The organism is Paenibacillus oralis, from assembly GCF_003863965.1.
Classification (GTDB): Bacteria; Bacillota; Bacilli; order Paenibacillales; family Paenibacillaceae; genus Fontibacillus; species Fontibacillus oralis.
The window spans coordinates 3,322,373-3,339,625 of sequence record NZ_RRCN01000001.1; the positions used below are offsets into that span (position 1 = coordinate 3,322,373).

Here is a 17,253-nt window from a genome sequence, read left to right on the forward strand (position 1 = left end):
CCGCAAGCCCCGCCTTGGAAGGCCTTTTTTTCAAAAAAATGCGGGGCTGGATATGATTGATTATAACGTTATAAGACGTATTGGCGAAAGGGCGGAGCGTTTGGGGGATTTAACGAACAAAAATAAAGGAGGGGGTTGAGCATGGAAACGACAAATGGCGCTTATGCGGATATCGTGTTACTATCAAACGCCCTGTTTACCGGAACGGAAGACAAGGCCGGTCCCGGGTTTGTGGCCGTGAACGGCGAGAAGATCAGCGCGGTCGGACCGAAGTCCGGGGCGGTGGAATGGATCGGACCGCAGACGGAGGTTTACGAGCTTGGAGACGGATTGGTCATGCCTGGGATTCACGATAACCATGTGTTTTTTACCGGATATATGTCGATGCGCCGCGGTTTGGATTTATCGCCTGCGGCGTCAAGCGGCGAGGCGCTGGAGATGCTGATCCGGTATGCTGAATCCTTGCCCGCCGGCGAAAATGTATACGCTTTCGGTTGGGATGCCGCCGACTGGGGCGCCCTGCCGGAGCAGGGGCCGCTGGATGCGGCGTTTCCGGACCGGGCGGTGATCGCGATCAACCGTACCAAAAGCTACTGCTGGATGAATGCGGTTGCGATCGGGAAATACGGATTTGCGCCGGATCGGTGCAGCGCGGAGGCCCGGGCCTTGCTGTTGCGGGACATGCTGCGGGACCGGGAGCTGGTGGAGGGTGAGTTTTTGGAGTTTTGCCGCATGCTGGCGGGGCGCGGGGTCACTTCGATCAAAGATATCGGGTTTGACGATTACACTGGCTTGCTGCCCGTATTGGCGAACCTTGTGGAGAACGGCCGGCTGCCGCTGCGCGTGCATTTTGCGCTGGAGCCTGTTCTGGAACCGCTTAACGTTACGGCCGGGCTGGACTACAAAGCGCGGTACAGCGGTGATAAGCTCCGGTTCCAGGGCTTCAAGATCATGGTGGACGGCGTAGTGGCCGATCATACCGGAGATATGCTGGAGCCTTATGCGGATCTGCCGGGGGTAACGAACCTGCGGCCGGTCGATTACGAGGCGATCGAAGCCGCGCTTCTGGAGGCGGACCGCCACGGTTTGAAGTGCACGCTAACCGCCGAAGGCGACGCGGCGATCCGCAAGGCGGTTTCGATGCTGGAGAAATGCCGCAGGCTGAACGGGAACCGGGACATCCGGCATTCCATCAGCGACCTCGAATATCCTCATCCGGACGATTTAGGGAGGATGGCCGAACTGGGGATTTTTGCGGAAGTGTACGCTCAGATTTTGTTATTGAACCCGTCCCTTGAACAAGCTTATATGGGTGAGGTAGTAGGGAAAGCGGAGGAGAGCCGTTTTTACGATTATAAAGCGATGCTGGATGCCGGTGTGACGGTGACGATTGGCACGGATTTGCCGCTGTTTATCACGAGCGTGCCGGATTCGCTTTACGCCGCAACCGCCCGTTTATTCCCGGACGGGCCGCCGGAAGGCGGATGGTACCCCGAGCGGGGCATGCCGGCGGCGGAGGTGCTCAGAGCATGGACCGTGAACGGCGCGAAGCATTGTTACATGGAAGAGAAGACGGGCACGCTCACGCCGGGCAAATTTGCGGACATCGCCGTTTTCGACCGCAATCTGCTGCGAACCCCAGCTGCGGACTTAAGAAGCGCCAAGGCGGTATTAACGATTTCCGGCGGTTTGATTACGCATGATGAGGTTAGCCAAACTAGGGAATTTAGGGAATAATGTCATTTTGAAAAAGACGTCTTATAACGATATGATAGCTGCTTAGTTTAAACAAATCGGAAATAGAGGGGATTTCAATGGAAGCGGAAAATAAAAAACGGAAATGGTCCCTGCCTCATAGCTATGTATTGATTTTTGCCATTATCATTCTGATGGCCGCGCTGACCTGGATCGTGCCGAGCGGACAGTTCGACCGCCAGGAGGTTACCGTCGACGGCATGACCAAATCGGCGATCGTGCCGGGAACGTATCACACCGTGCCGAAAAGCGGCGAAAACGGGAATTTGCGCCAGGGGATCCCGCAGATTTTGAGCGCGCCGATGGAAGGTTTGATCAATGCCGCGGATGTCGTGGCGTTCGTGCTGATCGTCGGCGGGGCCTTCGGCATCATTTTGCAAAGCGGCGCGGTGGATAGGGCGCTGCTGGCGCTGGCCCGGCGGCTCAAAAACAAGGGGATTCTCGTCATTCCGATCGCCATGGTGATCTTCAGCCTCGGCGGCTCCACGTTCGGGATGAGCGAGGAAACGATTCCTTTGTACGCGATTTTCATTTCGCTGATGTTTGCGCTCGGCTTTGATTCGATGACCGCGATCCTGATCCTGTTTTTGGGCACGCAAATCGGCTACGTCGGCTCTACGACCAATCCGTTTTCGGTCTTGATCGCGCAAGGCGTGGCGGGAGTTCACGGAAATCCGCAGCTGTGGTTGCGGTTTATCGAATGGATCGTGTTTACGGGCGTCTCGATCGCGTTTACGATGTGGTATGCCCACCGAGTTAAGAAGCACCCGGAAAAATCGGTTGTTTTCAAAAGCGATTTGCTGACCCGTCCGCTTTTTCTTAAGGAGGATAGCGGTGAAGAGGTGGTTTTCTCCGTACGGGACAAGCTGATTGTCGGCGGATTTGTCGTCACCTTGGGGTTGATCGTGTGGGGGATTTTGGCTAAAGGCTGGTACATGACCGAAATTGGGGCGGTGTTCTTTGCGCTTGGGCTGTTTGCCGGCATCGTTTCGAAGATGAACCAGCGCGAAATGGCGGAAAATTTCGTCAAAGGCTGCGCCGAATTCATTTATGCCGCCGTCATTATCGGTTTGGCCCGCGGGATTCTGGTCATCGCCGAAAACGGCATGATCATCGACACGATTCTCAACTCCCTGGCAAATCTGCTGAAAGGGTTGCCGAGTTACGCGTTCACGACGATCATGCTGCTGGTGCATAACGTCATCACGTTCCTGGTGCCGTCCTCCTCCGGCGAGGCGGCGTTGACGATGCCTGTGCTGGCGCCGCTGGGCGACCTGGTCGGCATCAACCGCGAAGCGATCGTCACGGCCTACCAGTTCGGCAACGGCCTGACCAACCTGATCTCCCCGACCGGCGGGGTGCTGTTGGCCGGCCTGGCGATCGCCCGCATCAACTTCGGCCAGTGGATCAAGGTGATCATCAAGCTGTTCGCCGTCCTGTGGATCATCGCGGCCGTATTTGCGGCCATCTCCGCCTCGGTGGGGATGTGAGCGGGAAATTATTGGGGGTTGGATGAAGGGGCGGGCCGCCTACGCTTTTCTGGAAGGCCTAGCTGCCACCTTGCGTGGCAGGCTTGACCCCGGCCTGCATCTTGCGTTGCGCGCCTGGCTTGACCCGCCTGCAATGCGCCCTTGGCTTGACCGTCCGCATCTAACCTGGCTGGTTTAGCTGCGCTCACCTGACGTGCTGGCTTTGGCCGTTCGCAACCATGCGAGCGGCTAAGCTTTGTTTAGCAACTGGCCGATAATAAGCAGTTTCCTTCTTACTTTGTTGAATCAACTGCAAAAGTGCAGTTGCTTTAACGGAATTTCTTGTTCCAGGGGAGATGAGCTGCAAAAGTGCAGTTGATTTCTGTTGAATTTACAATTTATGGTTATTCAAGCGAATATGAACTGCACTTTTGCATTTGAACCGCTCATATGGAGGGGTTTCGACAAAAATCGCCTGCACTTTTGCACTTGGTGGAAAACTGGCTTCACTCGTATTCCGGACTGCCGTCGGGGTTCCCGCCGGATCTGCCATCGAAGCTGCCGTCGAGACTACCGCCAAAGCCGCCGTCAAGGCCGTCATCCGGACTGTCATCGACATACGCGGATTGCTCTTCGTCGGCGATCGCCTGGATTTCTTCGGAGCCGATGCTGAAGTAGGCGTATCCGTCTTTGGCTTGTTTTTTCAAGGCGCGCTCTTTGAAAAACTTCGGGCTGGCATCGCCCGCGTCTTCGTCATAAACGAGCAGGATGCCGTCCGTTTTGCGGAATAACAGCTCGTCCCTGGCCTTGAACTGCCAAGGCCCGGTATACGGTTCTTTGCTCGCCTCGGCGAAAAAGTCCACCTGCTGCAGGATTTGCCGGTAGTACTGTTGTTTCTCCTCGCTCCATTTCTCTTCCTGGCGGCTGTAGGCCGTGATGATGGAGCATTTCAGCTGCGGGTACCTCCGCTTCAAGCCGAACACGGCTTCGCAGGCCCACAGATCAACGCCATACTGCCCGGGCGTAATCACCCATTCAAGCCCTTCCTCCGCCAGCGGAATGAGCCGGGCGGCGATGGCTTGGCGGATATAGGGGATGCCTTTGTGCTTGTTGCTGTAAATGCCGAGCTCGTGCGCGCGGTAACCGGTAACCAGAATATTTTTCAAGGTGAAAACTCCTTATGCTTCTAAATAGGAATATTTCTATTATAAACTTTTACACGTTTTCGTCCCTTTGGAAGCAGAGGATAGTTCCAAATAACTATATAATCAGGACCTTCGGCTTCGGAGAAATCGGACTATTTTCCCTATTCCTTTCACGGCATGTTAGTTAACATTGATAAGAATACATAATTTAGGAGGACAAGCTTTTGAAGAAGTGGGTCACAGTACTATTGACAGCAATTTTGGCAGTAAGTTTGACAGCATGTGGGGGAGAAAAGGCAGCCAAAGGCGGCAATGCCGAAGGGGGAGCCCAAACGCCGGCAACCGCGGAGACATCGGGTAACGCCGCAACCGGAGCCGTACCGACGGTGGACGAGTTGATCCAAAAGGCGACGGAAGCCAGCGAAGGATTGAAAAGCTTCTCGATGGAAGCCAGCGTGAACCAAAATATTGTCATTACCGCAGGGGAACAGAAGCAAGAGCAAAAGGTCGACATGAAGATGAAGATCGATACGGTCAAGGAACCTTTGGCCATGTATAATGAAACGCAAATGTCCATCCCGGACAGCGGGGAACAGAAATTTGAGCAATACATTACCGAAGAAGGCATCTTCACGAACGCCGCGGGTTCTTGGATGAAACTGCCGGATGAGCAGCGGGACCAAATCGTGGCAAGCATGCAGCAATCGGCGAGCCCGGAAAAACAACTGGAGCAGTTTAAGGCGATTGCCAGCGAGGCGAAAGTTTCCGAAGAAGGCGGCGAATATATCCTGACGGCCGATGTGTCCGGCGACGGCCTCAAAGAGTTGGCGAAATCGCTGATGAGCCAGTCCGGCGGCGAAAACGAGCAAACGGCGGCGCTGCTCGAACAAATGAACATTAAAGGCATTAAAATTACTTACGGCGTAAACAAGGAAACTTATTTGCCAACGAAAACGAATGTCGAGATGACGATGGACATGAGCCAGGACGGCCAAAGCGTTTCGCTCGATATGAAGATGGACAGCACGATCTCCAAGCACAACGAAATTTCCGAAATCAAAGTGCCGCAAGAGGTTTTGGACAGCGCGGCATAATGTTATAACAACAGAGCGAATGAGGGCGGGATGCGGCAGGCACCCGCTCTCTTTGCGTGGAACGCGGAGCAAAAATCAAACCGCTGATCCGGTTTTCGCATGATGCGGACGGGCCAGCGGTTTGATTTTTTGCGGCTGCTTTATTGGTGCATGGAAACTGCATCGGATCAAGAGCAGTGTTGCCGTATAGGTTTGTCTGTTAGCGGTTACAAAAACAAGGCGTTATTGTCCATGAATCGAAAAAAGAGTGAACATCGTATAAAACACGGCGTAAAACGTACCCAGCGCAACAATCCACAAAAATGCGTTGCCTTTAGAATCGCTTCCGTTTTGCCACATGAGGATCAGCTCCTTTAAGAGGTAGTTCAAAAAAGTCCGCTTTTGATCTTCGGTGCTGAAAACCGGACTTTTTGATCACGCACTTTAAATTCGTTCACCGACAGGATGAAATTGTGAACGTTTTGTGTCTAACTCTATTATTGAACATTTTGTGTCAAAATTCAAACAATTTTTTGAACAAATAAAGCTGAATTTTTTTCGGACGCCGTGAACCCATCTTTAGCGATTCTTTATAATTGCTTGATAAGCTCTCTGGCATAGGGGAAATCCCCGGAATAATGACAGAGGATGATGGCAAATGAATGAAGTATTGCAAACGGTAAATCTGGAAAAACGCTTTGGCAAACAGGCCGCCGTTTCCGGCGTCTCGCTTCATATCCGCCCGGGCACGGTATATGGCCTGCTGGGGCCCAACGGGGCCGGGAAAACAACAACGCTGAAAATGATCGCGGGACTGCTGCGGCCTTCGTCCGGTGAAATATGGGTGAACGGCAAGCCGTGGAGCCGCGATTGCCTAGCAGAGATCGGGGCGCTGATCGAATCCCCGGCACTGTACGGCAATTTGACGGCGCGCGAAAATCTGCTGGTGCATACCCGGCTCCTGAACCTGCCTGAAACGAGGATCCGGGAGGTGCTTGAGACCGTCGGACTAACCGGCACCGGCCGCAAAAAGGCGTCCCAATTTTCGCTGGGCATGAAACAAAGGCTGGGGATCGCGATCGCGCTCGTGCAGAACCCGAAGCTGCTGATTTTGGACGAGCCGACAAACGGGCTTGACCCGCTTGGCATTCAGGATCTGCGCGAACTAATCCGTTCATTTCCGGACCGGGGTATTACCGTGATCCTGTCGAGCCACATTTTGACCGAAGTGGAGCATACCGCCGACGACATCGGCATCATCAGCGGGGGACGGCTGTGTTATGAGGGCGCGAACCGGCGCGGCAGCGATCTGGAGGCGCTGTTTATGGAGGTGGTCCAAGGCAACCGGGCGAAGGAGGGAACAAGCCATGCTTAACCTGCTGCGGGCGGAAACTTTGAAATCCAAACGCACCTTTGCCAGGAAACTGGTTTGCTGCGCTCCTTTGTTTTTCGTGTTGTACGCCATCGTCGTCAAAATGCTGATGCCAGACCAAAGTATCGGCGGCTGGGACGCGCTGTTGTTCATGGTGTTTAACTGGTGGCCGGTGTTGTTTGTGCCGATCGGGACCGCGCTTTTGTGCGGGCTGACGGAAGCCCGTGAGAAAAAATCGGGCGCCGAACGCTCCTTACGGGCGCTTCCGGTTTCGCCCCGGCGTTTGTGGCTGGCGAAAACGGCCGTCCTGGCCGGGCATACGCTGGTTTCCACCGCCGTACTGGTCGCGTCAGTGTTGATCGCCGGCCTGCTCATTGCCGACGGCCCGGTGCCCTTCGCGGACATTGTTATGGCCAGCGCGGTGGTCTGGCTGCTGTCGGCGGCCTTGATCCCGCTGCATCTGCTCGCCGCTGCATGGAAAGGCACGGCGGTCTCGCTCCTGCTCGGTTTGGCGGGGATGTTCGCGGGCGTTCTTGCCGCTTCGAAGCCGTACTGGCTGCTCGTCCCCTGGAGCTGGCCGACCCGCCTGATGGCCCCGCTCGTCGGAGTCCATCCGAACGGCGTCCCGCTGCCGGCCGGCGATCCGCTGCTTAGCCACACCGTCATCCCGGCCGGGTTCGCGGCAGCCATCGCGTTTCTGGCCATCACCCTGTTTCTAACCGCGCTGTGGTACGGCCGCAGGGAGGTGCGCTAACGATGGTTCTTCTGCGCATTCTTCGCGCCGATTGGCTGCTTACCAAGCGCACCGCCTACCGCTGGCTCGTGTTTGCGGCGCCGCCGCTGGCCGCGGGAATTTTGCTGTGGTATTATTCGGGCCGGCCGCTTGCGCCGGGGTTGGCGAACTCGATGTACGACGCGTTCTTTCAATTGATCGCCTCCGCGCTGCCGCTCGCCATCGGCCTGCTGTCCGGGATGCTCGCCATGCTGGAGGAGCAGGCCGGGCGCTTCGGCGGGCTGCTCGGGCGGCGGCAGCCGCGAGCGCTGAGTTACGCGGGCAAGCTGCTGATGGTGGCGCTGCCCGCCGGCTGCGGCATCTTCGCGGCCACGCTGCTGCTCTTCATCGGCATGGGGACGCTGCTTGGCATAGCTGACGCCGATGCCGGCTTTTTTCTCGCGGGGGCAGCGTATGCGGCGCTCGGCTCGCTGGCCCTTTGCGCACTGCACATATGGCTGGCGCTCGCTTTCGGGATGGGCGCTTCCGCCGCGGCCGGCGGGGCGGGATTTCTGCTCGCCGCGATCGTCGGCGCCACGGCCATCGGGGACCGGATTTGGACGTTCGTGCCTTGGGCCTGGGCGCTCAGGTTATCGCTGCTGCCGCTAATGACGCGTCAGCCGGAATTTCAGCAGGGGCAAGGCGCCCTCGCCCTTGAGCTGTACCTCCGGCAAGCCAACGCCGCCCTTCTGCTGGCGGTCGCCGCGTTTATCGTCTTGTCAATCTGCGGTACAATATGGTTTGTCCGATGGGAAGGACGCAAAACTTACGAATAGATTGGCGGAGGTTGCGATGAGTACGATTTTGATCGTTGACGACGAGCGGGATATGGTGGAGCTGCTGGCGGATGAGCTGACGGCAAGGGGGCACAACGTGCTGGCCGCGTATAACGGAGACCGCGGCATCGAGCTGGCGGGCTCACGGCCCGACCTGGTCATTTTGGACATCATGATGCCGGGGCGGGACGGCTTTGACGTGTGCCGGGCGATCCGCGACACCGTTCGCTGTCCGATCCTTTTCGTCAGCGCCCGGCAGTCGGAAAACGACCGGGTCAAGGGCTTTTCGCTCGGAGGCGACGATTATATCGTCAAGCCGTTTGGCCTGCGGGAGTTTCTCGCCCGCATCGAGGCCAACCTGCGCCGGGAGGAACGCGCCAGACAGACCGCCGGCACCGCAGGCACTGCCGATATCACCGGCACCGCCGGTACGGAAAAAGCCGCACAGACGCTTCTCCGCTGGCGAAACCTGGAGCTCGACCTGAAGGGCATGGCCGTGACGGTTTGCGGCGAGCCGGTGGGACTGACCCGGAGGGAATACGAAATCGTCGAACTGCTTGCGCTGCATGCAGGGCAGGTTTTTTCCCGGGAGCAAATGTATGAACGGATTTGGGGGTTGGATGCGGAAGGCGACTCGTCCACCGTCGTTGAACATATCAAAAAAATCAGGGCCAAGCTGGCCGCGGCCGATCCGTCCGGGGACTATATCCAGACCGTATGGGGCATCGGCTACAAATGGAATAAGGGGTAAGCGCATGAAAAAAATCGCCCATTGGTCGCTGAAGTCGCAGTTTATCCTTGGCTTTGTGCTGATCCTTGCGCTCAGCTTGCTGGCTACCGCCATCACCTATGCGTTTGGAGTCCTGCTGTTCACCCGGATGGAAAACAGCAGCGTCTACCCGGCCAATTTTTACGAAAAGCAAATTCCGGGCATTAAGGAATACATCCGGGAGGAGAACACGGCTTTGCTCGACCCGTCCCGGAGGGAAGCGCTGGAAGCCAAAGTGCCCGCGGCCGGCTTCCTTTATCAGGTGGTCGACGGTGAGGGGAACTATATCTACGGAACCTTCCGAGAAAAAATTTTCGCAGGAAAACAGCAATTGTACGACGGGCTGAATACGGTGACCGGCCTTCGCGGCAGGTTTGTCCAGACGGTGCCGGTGATCGGCGGGGACGGGCGGATTTCGGGCGCCATTTTGCTCTCCTATACGCTGAGCCCGACGTACACCGAAGGCCGCGGCTGGCTGGCGGCCGTTTTCATCGCTATTTTGCTGTCGCCGTTTTTTTACATCCTGCTGTTTACGCTGCTGTTCGCAAGACGAATCGCCGGGCGGATGAACGAGCCGATCCGCATGCTGATGCAGGCGTCCCGCAAAATCGCCGACAAGGATTTAGACTTCACGATTGAGTACCGCTCCGGCAATGAACTTGGCCAATTGTGCGCCGCGTTCGCGCAAATGCAGGAGGAGCTTCGCACTTCCTTGTCCGCGCAGTGGAGGCTGGAGCGGGAAAAAGCCGAAATGATCGAAGCGCTTGCCCATGATCTGAAAACGCCGATATCGCTCATTTCGGGTTATGCCGAAGCTTTGCTGGAATCCGGGGTCGCGGATGACAAGCAGCGCCGTTATCTTTCGGTGATTCACGACAATGCCCAAAAAAGCGCCGGGCTCGTGCGCCAGCTTCAATACAGCGCCGAGCTGGAGCGGTTCGAAGGGCAGTTAAACGTCTCGCCGGTGGAGCTTGTCCCCTGGACCGAAAAGCTGGTGGGGCAATTCAAGCCGGCCGCCGGGAACAAGGGGATTTGCCTGCTTTTTCACCCGGAAGGGGCCGGGGGGAAATACCGGATCGATACGGAGAAGCTGGAGCGGATCCTCGGCAATATTATTTCCAACAGTATTTCTTACACTCCGGAAGGCGGGCGGATTGAAGTTGGTCTCAAAACCGAAGGAGGACAAGTCGTTTATCGGATTCGGGATACCGGTCCCGGTTTTAACCCTGGGGAGGAGGAAAAGGTGTTTGAGCGTTTTTACCGGGCCGATAAAGCGCGCGGGCAGGCGGAAGGCCATTCCGGCTTGGGCCTGTACATCGCCAAGCGGCTGGTTGAAAGCCACGGGGGCTGGATTAAGGCCGGCAACGCGGAGGACGGTGGAGCGGTAGTGACGTTTGCGGTTGCCGCCGCAGCCGCGGGAGAATAGGGCGATCGCACCGGCGGTTGCCCGGCAACCGCCCTGAATTGTCCGGTAATTGCCGTATTCCGGCAAGCCGGCAAATGGCTTATAATATATGCGTACGACAGCGGGCGGTTTGCCAGCCCAGATTCGACAACGCTTACATAAGATCCGCTCCGAAAGCCGGACTAACCTGGGGAAACGAAAGGAGTAGCAGTCACACATGTTTTTTAAGGAGAACGACGTTGTATTGTTTCAAGGAGACAGCATCACCGACTGCGGGAGAAATTACGAAGACAGCGCATCGCTGGGCCTCGGTTATCCGCTGATGGTGGCCTCGCGGCTGGGGCATCTGTTCCCGGAGAAAAACCTTTCTTTTGTAAACCGCGGCATCAGCGGGAACCGGGCCATCGATCTGAAAAACCGCTGGGACCGGGATTGCCTTGACCTCAAACCGACTTGGGTATCGATACTGATCGGCATTAACGACACCTGGCGGCGGTACGATTCGAACGACGCAACGAGCGAGGAGCAATTTGAGGCGTATTACCGCAATATTTTGGAACGCACCAAGGAGCGGTTGGATGCCAAGCTGATTTTGCTGGAGCCGTTTGTGCTGCCGGTTCCGGAGGACCGCAAACAGTGGCGCGTTGACCTTGATCCGAAAATCGCCATCACGCGCGAGCTCGCCCGCGAATTCGAAGCGATCCTCGTTCCGCTCGACGGCTTGTTTGCGGCGGCTTCCGCCAAAGTTAAGCCGGCTTACTGGGCGCCGGATGGCGTCCATCCTTCGGCAGCGGGACACGGCCTGATCGCGGATGCCTGGATCAAAGCCGCCGGAGTGTAATTTCTGATCGGAAAGACCGCCGGAGGAATTCGCTCCGGCGGTCCCTTTTTGCGCAAACCCGACCTCTGTTGGAAATAGAGACAATTTGTGCCGTTATTTTCGAGATGTGCTCGCTCCTGTCGCAAAATAGAGGAAATTTATGTCGTTATTCCCGGGATCTTTACAAAAACGCAGTGGGGAAGCCGCTTCTAATACTTCGTATTCCCGGACTGGCTGGTATTACCGGAAGCAAAACCTTTGAACAGCGTGGGGACATTATGATACCGCGTGTTTGTGATTTTGGCCGTGCTCGTTTTGCTGTCCGTTCTGAAAATGGAGTCCTTCACATCGGAAATGTCCGAATTATCCAGCGTGAACACTACTTTATACGAAGTGCCGCCGTTTTGCCGGGCTAATTTGCCGATGTCATTAGCTTTGAAGTTCTTTATGTTGATCGTGCCGGCCGCGTTGGCCTGGAACACTTTGTCGTAGGCTTTATATGCTCCACCGCCGGTAATATTGACCGTACCGGACTTTTTGAGCGTCAGGGCGTCTTCGCCTACGTCAAGCCAGGTCACGTTTGAGATGGTGCCGTTGCCGTAAACATGCACGCCGTCGGCGCCCGGCGCGCCGATATAGACGTTTTTCAGGGTAGCGTTGTTTTCCAATTTGAAAATCGGCTTCTGGTTTTCGCCTTGGCCGCCGTCCCCCAAGGTGTCGGGATTCGCCACATAAGTCTGGCCTTTCCCGTCAAACGTTTCCCCTGCTTTCACCAGAATCGTTGAGTTGACCACGATCGGGGACGCGGCTTTCACTGGTGACAACCCTGATAGCGCTACCAATAATACACTGGACAAAATTAAGGCTGCGGCTTTTTTCAAATCACATTCCATCCTTTCGCCAAAGAAATTTTTCGGTGGGTCAAAAACGTATGCTGCTTCCACCGTTGGATGCGCTTCCAGATGTGCACCTCCGGCTGCACCCAAATCCAATAATATTCTTTTGGAGTAATAATATGAGTGTTGAATACAATATTTGGGATTTGTGATTTAATCTGTGCAAATTTCCCTGTATGGCAGGTGATTTCCTTGCGCCTCCCGAAAAGATATAATCATGGAGAAAATTATTCGTTTGACTCAGGAGGGGATTCGTAAGTGGCAGAAACGGCGAAAATCAAGTGGGGCATTATGGCCTCAGGCTGGATTGCCGAGCAATTTGTGGAGGATCTGGCCCATGCCGGGAATGGGGAGGCATACGCAGTAGGATCTCGTTCGCTGGAAAAGGCCAAGGCGTTTGCGGATAAATACTATATCCCGCAGGCTTACGGCAGTTATGAAGAGCTCCTGGCGGATGCGAACGTGGACGCGGTTTATGTGGCCACTCCGCATCCTTTGCACAAGGACAATGTCATGCTGGCGCTGCGGGCCGGCAAAGCGGTTTTATGCGAAAAGCCGTTTACGGTGAACAGCGCCGAGCTGGAGGAACTCATCGCTTACGCGCGGGAACGCAAGCTGTTTCTGATGGAAGCGATGTGGACGCGGTTTCTGCCTGCGATTCGCCAGGTTCGGGAGTGGCTGGCCGCCGGGCGGATCGGCGAGGTGCGCCTGGTGAAAGCCGATTTCGGCTTTCGCGCCGACTGGAATCCGGCCGGGCGGTTGTTCAACCCGGAATTGGGCGGGGGCGCGCTGCTGGATGCCGGCATTTATCCGGTTTCCTTCGCCGCGATGGTGCTGGGCGCCAATCCGCAGCGCATCCAAAGCACGGCTCACCTGGGGGAAACTGGAGTGGACGAGCATTTTTCCGTGCTGCTCACCTATGAAGACGGCAAAATCGCCTCCCTGAACGGAGCCGTCCGGCTGGCGATCGGCAACGATGCGTACATTCACGGCACCCACGGGAAAATATACATCCCCGGCTTCTTAAACGCCAAAACCGCCACCTTGTACGCGGATGGGGAAGAAGCGGAAACGTTTATCGACGACCGTGAAACGAAGGGGTATGCGTTTGAAGCGGAGGAGGTCGGACGGGTCTTGAGCGCCGGGCTGACCGAAAGCGCGGAAATCCCGCTGGACGAGTCGCTGGCCATCATGCGCCTGCTCGACAAAATCCGCGAACCGTGGGGCCTGCGTTATCCGTTTGAAAAACAAGCGTAAAATTTTATCCCGCCAGGCTAGGGGAGCCTTGGCGGGATTTTTTTTCTGGCAAAGTCATTGGACGAATGTTCTAAAATGGAGCAGCCCGGAATATGTATAATAAGGGGCAGCTTTTAGCCGCCCCGGCGGTACAACCTTTTCAGCAGGGATGTCTGACAGTTGCTAGATTATTTTTTTCGTGGAGAACGCGTTTCCCGTTTTTTCTTCATCCACCATGCTTTCCAACTGCTGCACCTGCTCGGAAAGTTCCTCAAGCGAGGTTTCGATTTTGCCCAATTTATCTCCGACGGTCTGCAGCACATACTTGATCAGAATGAAGCACAGCGTTACAGGAAACCCGACATTGGCAACCAACGACACGATATCCGCAACTTGCATGCTAATACCTCCTTTGATTTTTTGGGCCTTTCACTTATATAGTGAAATTTATTTGGGCAAAGTACAACCAAAAATTAGAAAAAATGTTATAATAATAATTAGCTTTATAATTATGGTTGTATATAATAGCCCAAAATTTCCCTATATATAGAAGATGAAAATGAAAGGGGGAAGTAGTTATGAAAGAACAACACACCGTGTACGAGCAATATCGGAAAGAAGTTTATCGGATCGCTTGGAGGGTTCAGTACAAAGCCAAGACTGTAAGAAAACGGGAATGTTCGTTCAATGGAGTCGAGCCGGCCGTAACCTGCTTCACCTCATCTTCTGATAACAAAATCGTTGTGAGACAGTTGATCAATGCGCTTCCTTCCGATACGGGGAAAACGATCATCTACAAACTCTTTCTACAGGACAAAACAGAGGGGGAAGTCGCCCGCGAGTTGAATATGACTCAGCAAGGGGTGAACAAATGGAAACGAAAGATGATCAAAGAGTTGTCCCGGATGATGAAGAGTTCCTGAATTTGCTGCGCAAAGCGAGGGAAAACGATCCCGAATCGACGTTAAAGCTGATTGAGTTGTTTAAAGGCGATATTTTGCATACAAGCAAGTTTATCCATATGTCTGAAGAAGACGCCGTTTCCGATATCATTCTCGAGTTTCTGGAGATGATCAAGGAGCGGGATGATTAGAAAATCCCCTGCCACAGGGGATTTTCTGTCATCGTATTAATTCATAGTACAGACGAATTCCCTCACTGCAGCACCAGCATATGGCGTGCATAGGTGTCTTTAAACTTTTTGGCTTGGGAACGTCCAATCGGAAATTCATCTCCATTGGACATGATCACAGATGCTGCGGTAAATTTGCGGACGTGAACTAAATTCACGATAACGGAGCGATGAATGGGTAAAAATGGTGGGTCTAATTTGGTTATGTACTCCATCATTGTGCCTGTAATGATGTACTGACGCTGCGCAGTAATGACGTTTAGCTTATTTTTGCTTAAGTTATGCTTTACTTTTACGATGGCAAGGATATCATTTACCCGTAACACAATCTGTTCTTGTTCGAATTTGATGACGATAAATCGATGGACAGAAGTCGAAATATATTGGCAAAGATGAATCAGTTTCTTCGTCATCACTTCACAAGGGACCGGTTTAAGCAGGTATTGGAATGGCTGAACATCAAAGCTTGTCATGGTATATTCCGGGCAATGGGCTAAAAATATAATCTGCACGTCATGGTCTGGAAGGGAACGAATGATTTGGGCTGTTTCAATGCCGCTTATTCCGTCCATCTCAATCCCCAAAATAAGAATATGGAAGGGAAAGGGCTCGTGCTTCAAATAATGTTCGATCAGATCTTCACCGTTAAAAAAATGATCAAGGCGAAAGGTATAAGGCGTGCTGTTCGAAAGTTCCTTGAATAATCGCTCTAGCCAACCATGCTCCACCTCTTCATCGTCACAAACGGCAACGCGGAACATTTAAGGGCCTCCTTTGCTTCGATTTGCGAATGGGTTCATGATTAAATCTAAATTGGATTTAAGTCGATTATATCATGAACATTACCCAAAATGTGGTTCGGACACATTTTTTTGCTATTCGCAACCATTTATCCCCAAAATTCGGCGTCTGTGCTATAGTGATTTTGACGGGAGATGTCACCTTATCGGGGAGGGGATTCCTTATTAAAAAAAGGTTGGAAGATATCAAATATTTAAAAATATATTTAAGAGCGTACCGTTCAAGCATCCTATTCAATCTAATACTTATGGTTGTATTGAGCATCTTGTCGGTTGTGCCGCCGTATTTGTTGAAAGTGATCGTGGATGACGGCATTATCGCCCGGAATGTAGAGATTCTCATCTATTGCTCGCTCGCTGTTGCCGGTTTTTACCTTGTATATGCCGTCTTGAACTACATATCCAGCTACAAATTCACAGTCATGAGCGAATTTATCGTACTGGATATCAAGAAAGATTTATTTCGAAGAATTATGACATTTCCTTTGGCATTTTTTACTCGACAGGAAAAGGGATATATCCTGGCGAGAGTCAATGAAGTCAATGCGATGAAAAGTTTGTTTTCATCCACGACCTTTAAGTTTATTTTAAGTATCGGCGAATTTGTTCTGGCGGCGGTCATTCTGTTTCAATTGAATGTTAAACTGACGCTGATCTCTTTTTTATTCTTGCCGGTTTACTACATCCTGATCAAAAGAATGATGGGCCAAATCAATTCGATTATTAAGAAAACAATGGAAGAAAGCGCCCGGGCTTCCGGTACGATTCAGCAGGTGATCAACGGCATCACCGAGATCAAACTGTTTAACAAGGAAAAGGATGAGGGCAATAAAATTGACGCTATTAATGAAAAATTAACCAAGCTGACTGTTCGGCAAGGAATTGTGATAAATTTCACAACAGAAGCTGTTAATTTGATAGGCAGCATGATGACGATTGCCGTGCTAATGCTTTCAGGGATTTATATCATACAAGACAATATGACGATTGGGACTTATTTTGCCTTTTCCGGTTATCTGCCTAAGCTCTTGACGCCGGTACAAACATTGTCCATGTCGTTTATGGGGCTTCAGCCGGGATGGAACGCCCTGCGTAGGGTCGGTTCTTTCTTCCAGAAATATCAAACCGGGAAAGAGGATACGGGGAAGATTGAAGTCCATTCTTTGAAAGGACATATTGAGATACATTCGCTTACCTTCAGGCACGAAGATATGAATGAGGATTTGTTTAAAAATATTAACCTGATCATCAAGCCCGGAGACAAGGTTTTAATACGGGGAAGAAACGGCTCGGGCAAGTCAACGTTATTGAAGCTGTTGCTTGGCATATACGAGCATTACGAAGGAGAAATCCGGGTTGATGGCTATGACCTGAGGCAACTAAACAAGGCCACCCTCCGGGAACGTGCCGGTATCGTTTCGCAGGACATTTTCCTTTTCAACGGAACGATCAAGGATAATGTATTGTACAGCATCCACGATGTCTGTGACGACGACGTTGCGGCGGCTTTGAAGATAAGCGGGCTGAACGAAATGTGCAAGTCTCTGCCCATGGGGATTTATACGAATGTCGGCGAAAACGGCTCCCTTTTGTCGGGCGGACAAAAGCAGATGATTGCTATCGCGCGGGCTGTCATCAAAAAGCCGGATTTGTACATTTTCGATGAGGCTACAACGAACCTGGACCAGACAAGTAAAGCCATGATAACCAGGATGGTGGAACAAGAACTCGTCGGAAAAACATGCATCTTTGTCTCTCATGAGAACAGCGCGGACATTTCCTTCAACCGTTACATTGATCTGGATCTACCCGAGAAGGTAGTCGTTTAATCCA

At 53.3% G+C, this 17,253-nt stretch carries 17 protein-coding genes; 13 read left to right on the forward strand and 4 right to left on the reverse strand.

All coding sequences use genetic code 11. The annotated features are described in order from the left end of the window. The first annotated feature begins 141 nt into the window (after nucleotides 1-141). Nucleotides 142-1,737 (forward strand): amidohydrolase, encoded by a 1,596-nt coding sequence (locus EHV15_RS14930; RefSeq protein ID WP_128631902.1) that lies wholly within the window; start codon nucleotides 142-144, stop codon nucleotides 1,735-1,737. Between the two features lie 77 nt (nucleotides 1,738-1,814). Beyond that, on the forward strand, nucleotides 1,815-3,245 hold the full coding sequence (locus EHV15_RS14935; protein WP_128631903.1) for a YfcC family protein: 1,431 nt from the start codon (nucleotides 1,815-1,817) through the stop codon (nucleotides 3,243-3,245). A gap of 485 nt (nucleotides 3,246-3,730) precedes the next feature. On the opposite strand, the gene EHV15_RS14940 is transcribed toward EHV15_RS14935, so the two are convergent. After that, nucleotides 3,731-4,390, reverse strand: a complete 660-nt coding sequence (locus EHV15_RS14940; RefSeq protein ID WP_128631904.1) for an SLOG family protein — start codon at nucleotides 4,388-4,390, stop codon at nucleotides 3,731-3,733. Nucleotides 4,391-4,593: 203 nt separating this feature from the next. Here EHV15_RS14940 and EHV15_RS14945 point away from each other — a divergent pair, with 203 nt between their 5' ends. The 7 genes from EHV15_RS14945 to EHV15_RS14975 all read left to right on the forward strand — a co-directional run bounded on the left by EHV15_RS14945 (nucleotide 4,594) and on the right by EHV15_RS14975 (nucleotide 11,377). Beyond that, nucleotides 4,594-5,463, forward strand: a complete 870-nt coding sequence (locus EHV15_RS14945) for a DUF6612 family protein (protein WP_128631905.1) — start codon at nucleotides 4,594-4,596, stop codon at nucleotides 5,461-5,463. Between the two features lie 637 nt (nucleotides 5,464-6,100). Continuing rightward, entirely contained in the window at nucleotides 6,101-6,817 is a 717-nt protein-coding gene (locus EHV15_RS14950; RefSeq protein WP_128631906.1) for a lantibiotic protection ABC transporter ATP-binding protein, read from the forward strand. Beyond that, on the forward strand, nucleotides 6,810-7,568 hold the full coding sequence (locus EHV15_RS14955) for a lantibiotic immunity ABC transporter MutE/EpiE family permease subunit (RefSeq protein ID WP_128631907.1): 759 nt from the start codon (nucleotides 6,810-6,812) through the stop codon (nucleotides 7,566-7,568). The genes EHV15_RS14950 and EHV15_RS14955 overlap by 8 nt, the downstream gene beginning before the upstream one ends. Nucleotides 7,569-7,570: 2 nt before the next feature. After that, nucleotides 7,571-8,362, forward strand: a complete 792-nt coding sequence (locus EHV15_RS14960) for a lantibiotic immunity ABC transporter MutG family permease subunit (RefSeq protein WP_128631908.1) — start codon at nucleotides 7,571-7,573, stop codon at nucleotides 8,360-8,362. 16 nt (nucleotides 8,363-8,378) lie between these two features. After that, nucleotides 8,379-9,113, forward strand: coding sequence for a response regulator transcription factor (locus EHV15_RS14965; RefSeq protein ID WP_128631909.1), 735 nt, complete (start codon nucleotides 8,379-8,381; stop codon nucleotides 9,111-9,113). A 4-nt stretch (nucleotides 9,114-9,117) separates the two neighbouring features. Further along, the gene (locus EHV15_RS14970; RefSeq protein ID WP_128631910.1) at nucleotides 9,118-10,557 is read left to right on the forward strand and encodes a sensor histidine kinase; all 1,440 of its coding nucleotides are present in this window, start codon (nucleotides 9,118-9,120) and stop codon (nucleotides 10,555-10,557) included. A 196-nt stretch (nucleotides 10,558-10,753) separates the two neighbouring features. After that, the gene (locus EHV15_RS14975) at nucleotides 10,754-11,377 is read left to right on the forward strand and encodes an SGNH/GDSL hydrolase family protein (RefSeq protein WP_128631911.1); all 624 of its coding nucleotides are present in this window, start codon (nucleotides 10,754-10,756) and stop codon (nucleotides 11,375-11,377) included. 188 nt (nucleotides 11,378-11,565) lie between these two features. On the opposite strand, the gene EHV15_RS14980 is transcribed toward EHV15_RS14975, so the two are convergent. Next, entirely contained in the window at nucleotides 11,566-12,216 is a 651-nt protein-coding gene (locus EHV15_RS14980) for a pectate lyase (protein ID WP_425464473.1), read from the reverse strand. Nucleotides 12,217-12,510: 294 nt separating this feature from the next. On the opposite strand from EHV15_RS14980, the gene EHV15_RS14985 reads away from it, so the two are divergent. Beyond that, complete coding sequence (locus EHV15_RS14985; protein WP_281281635.1) at nucleotides 12,511-13,509, forward strand: Gfo/Idh/MocA family protein; 999 nt, start codon at nucleotides 12,511-12,513, stop codon at nucleotides 13,507-13,509. Between the two features lie 162 nt (nucleotides 13,510-13,671). On the opposite strand, the gene EHV15_RS14990 is transcribed toward EHV15_RS14985, so the two are convergent. Next, nucleotides 13,672-13,887 (reverse strand): hypothetical protein, encoded by a 216-nt coding sequence (locus tag EHV15_RS14990; RefSeq protein WP_036625559.1) that lies wholly within the window; start codon nucleotides 13,885-13,887, stop codon nucleotides 13,672-13,674. Nucleotides 13,888-14,066: 179 nt separating this feature from the next. Between EHV15_RS14990 and EHV15_RS14995 the strand changes: the two genes are divergently transcribed. Both EHV15_RS14995 and EHV15_RS15000 read left to right on the forward strand, forming a co-directional pair. After that, nucleotides 14,067-14,411 (forward strand): sigma-70 family RNA polymerase sigma factor, encoded by a 345-nt coding sequence (locus EHV15_RS14995; protein ID WP_128631912.1) that lies wholly within the window; start codon nucleotides 14,067-14,069, stop codon nucleotides 14,409-14,411. After that, nucleotides 14,360-14,581 (forward strand): hypothetical protein, encoded by a 222-nt coding sequence (locus tag EHV15_RS15000; protein WP_128631913.1) that lies wholly within the window; start codon nucleotides 14,360-14,362, stop codon nucleotides 14,579-14,581. The genes EHV15_RS14995 and EHV15_RS15000 overlap by 52 nt, the downstream gene beginning before the upstream one ends. A gap of 62 nt (nucleotides 14,582-14,643) precedes the next feature. Here EHV15_RS15000 and EHV15_RS15005 read toward each other — a convergent pair whose 3' ends face one another. After that, entirely contained in the window at nucleotides 14,644-15,381 is a 738-nt protein-coding gene (locus tag EHV15_RS15005; RefSeq protein ID WP_128631914.1) for a LytR/AlgR family response regulator transcription factor, read from the reverse strand. Nucleotides 15,382-15,455: 74 nt separating this feature from the next. Here EHV15_RS15005 and EHV15_RS15010 point away from each other — a divergent pair, with 74 nt between their 5' ends. Next, entirely contained in the window at nucleotides 15,456-17,249 is a 1,794-nt protein-coding gene (locus EHV15_RS15010; protein ID WP_128631915.1) for an ABC transporter ATP-binding protein, read from the forward strand. Nucleotides 17,250-17,253 lie beyond the last annotated feature (4 nt).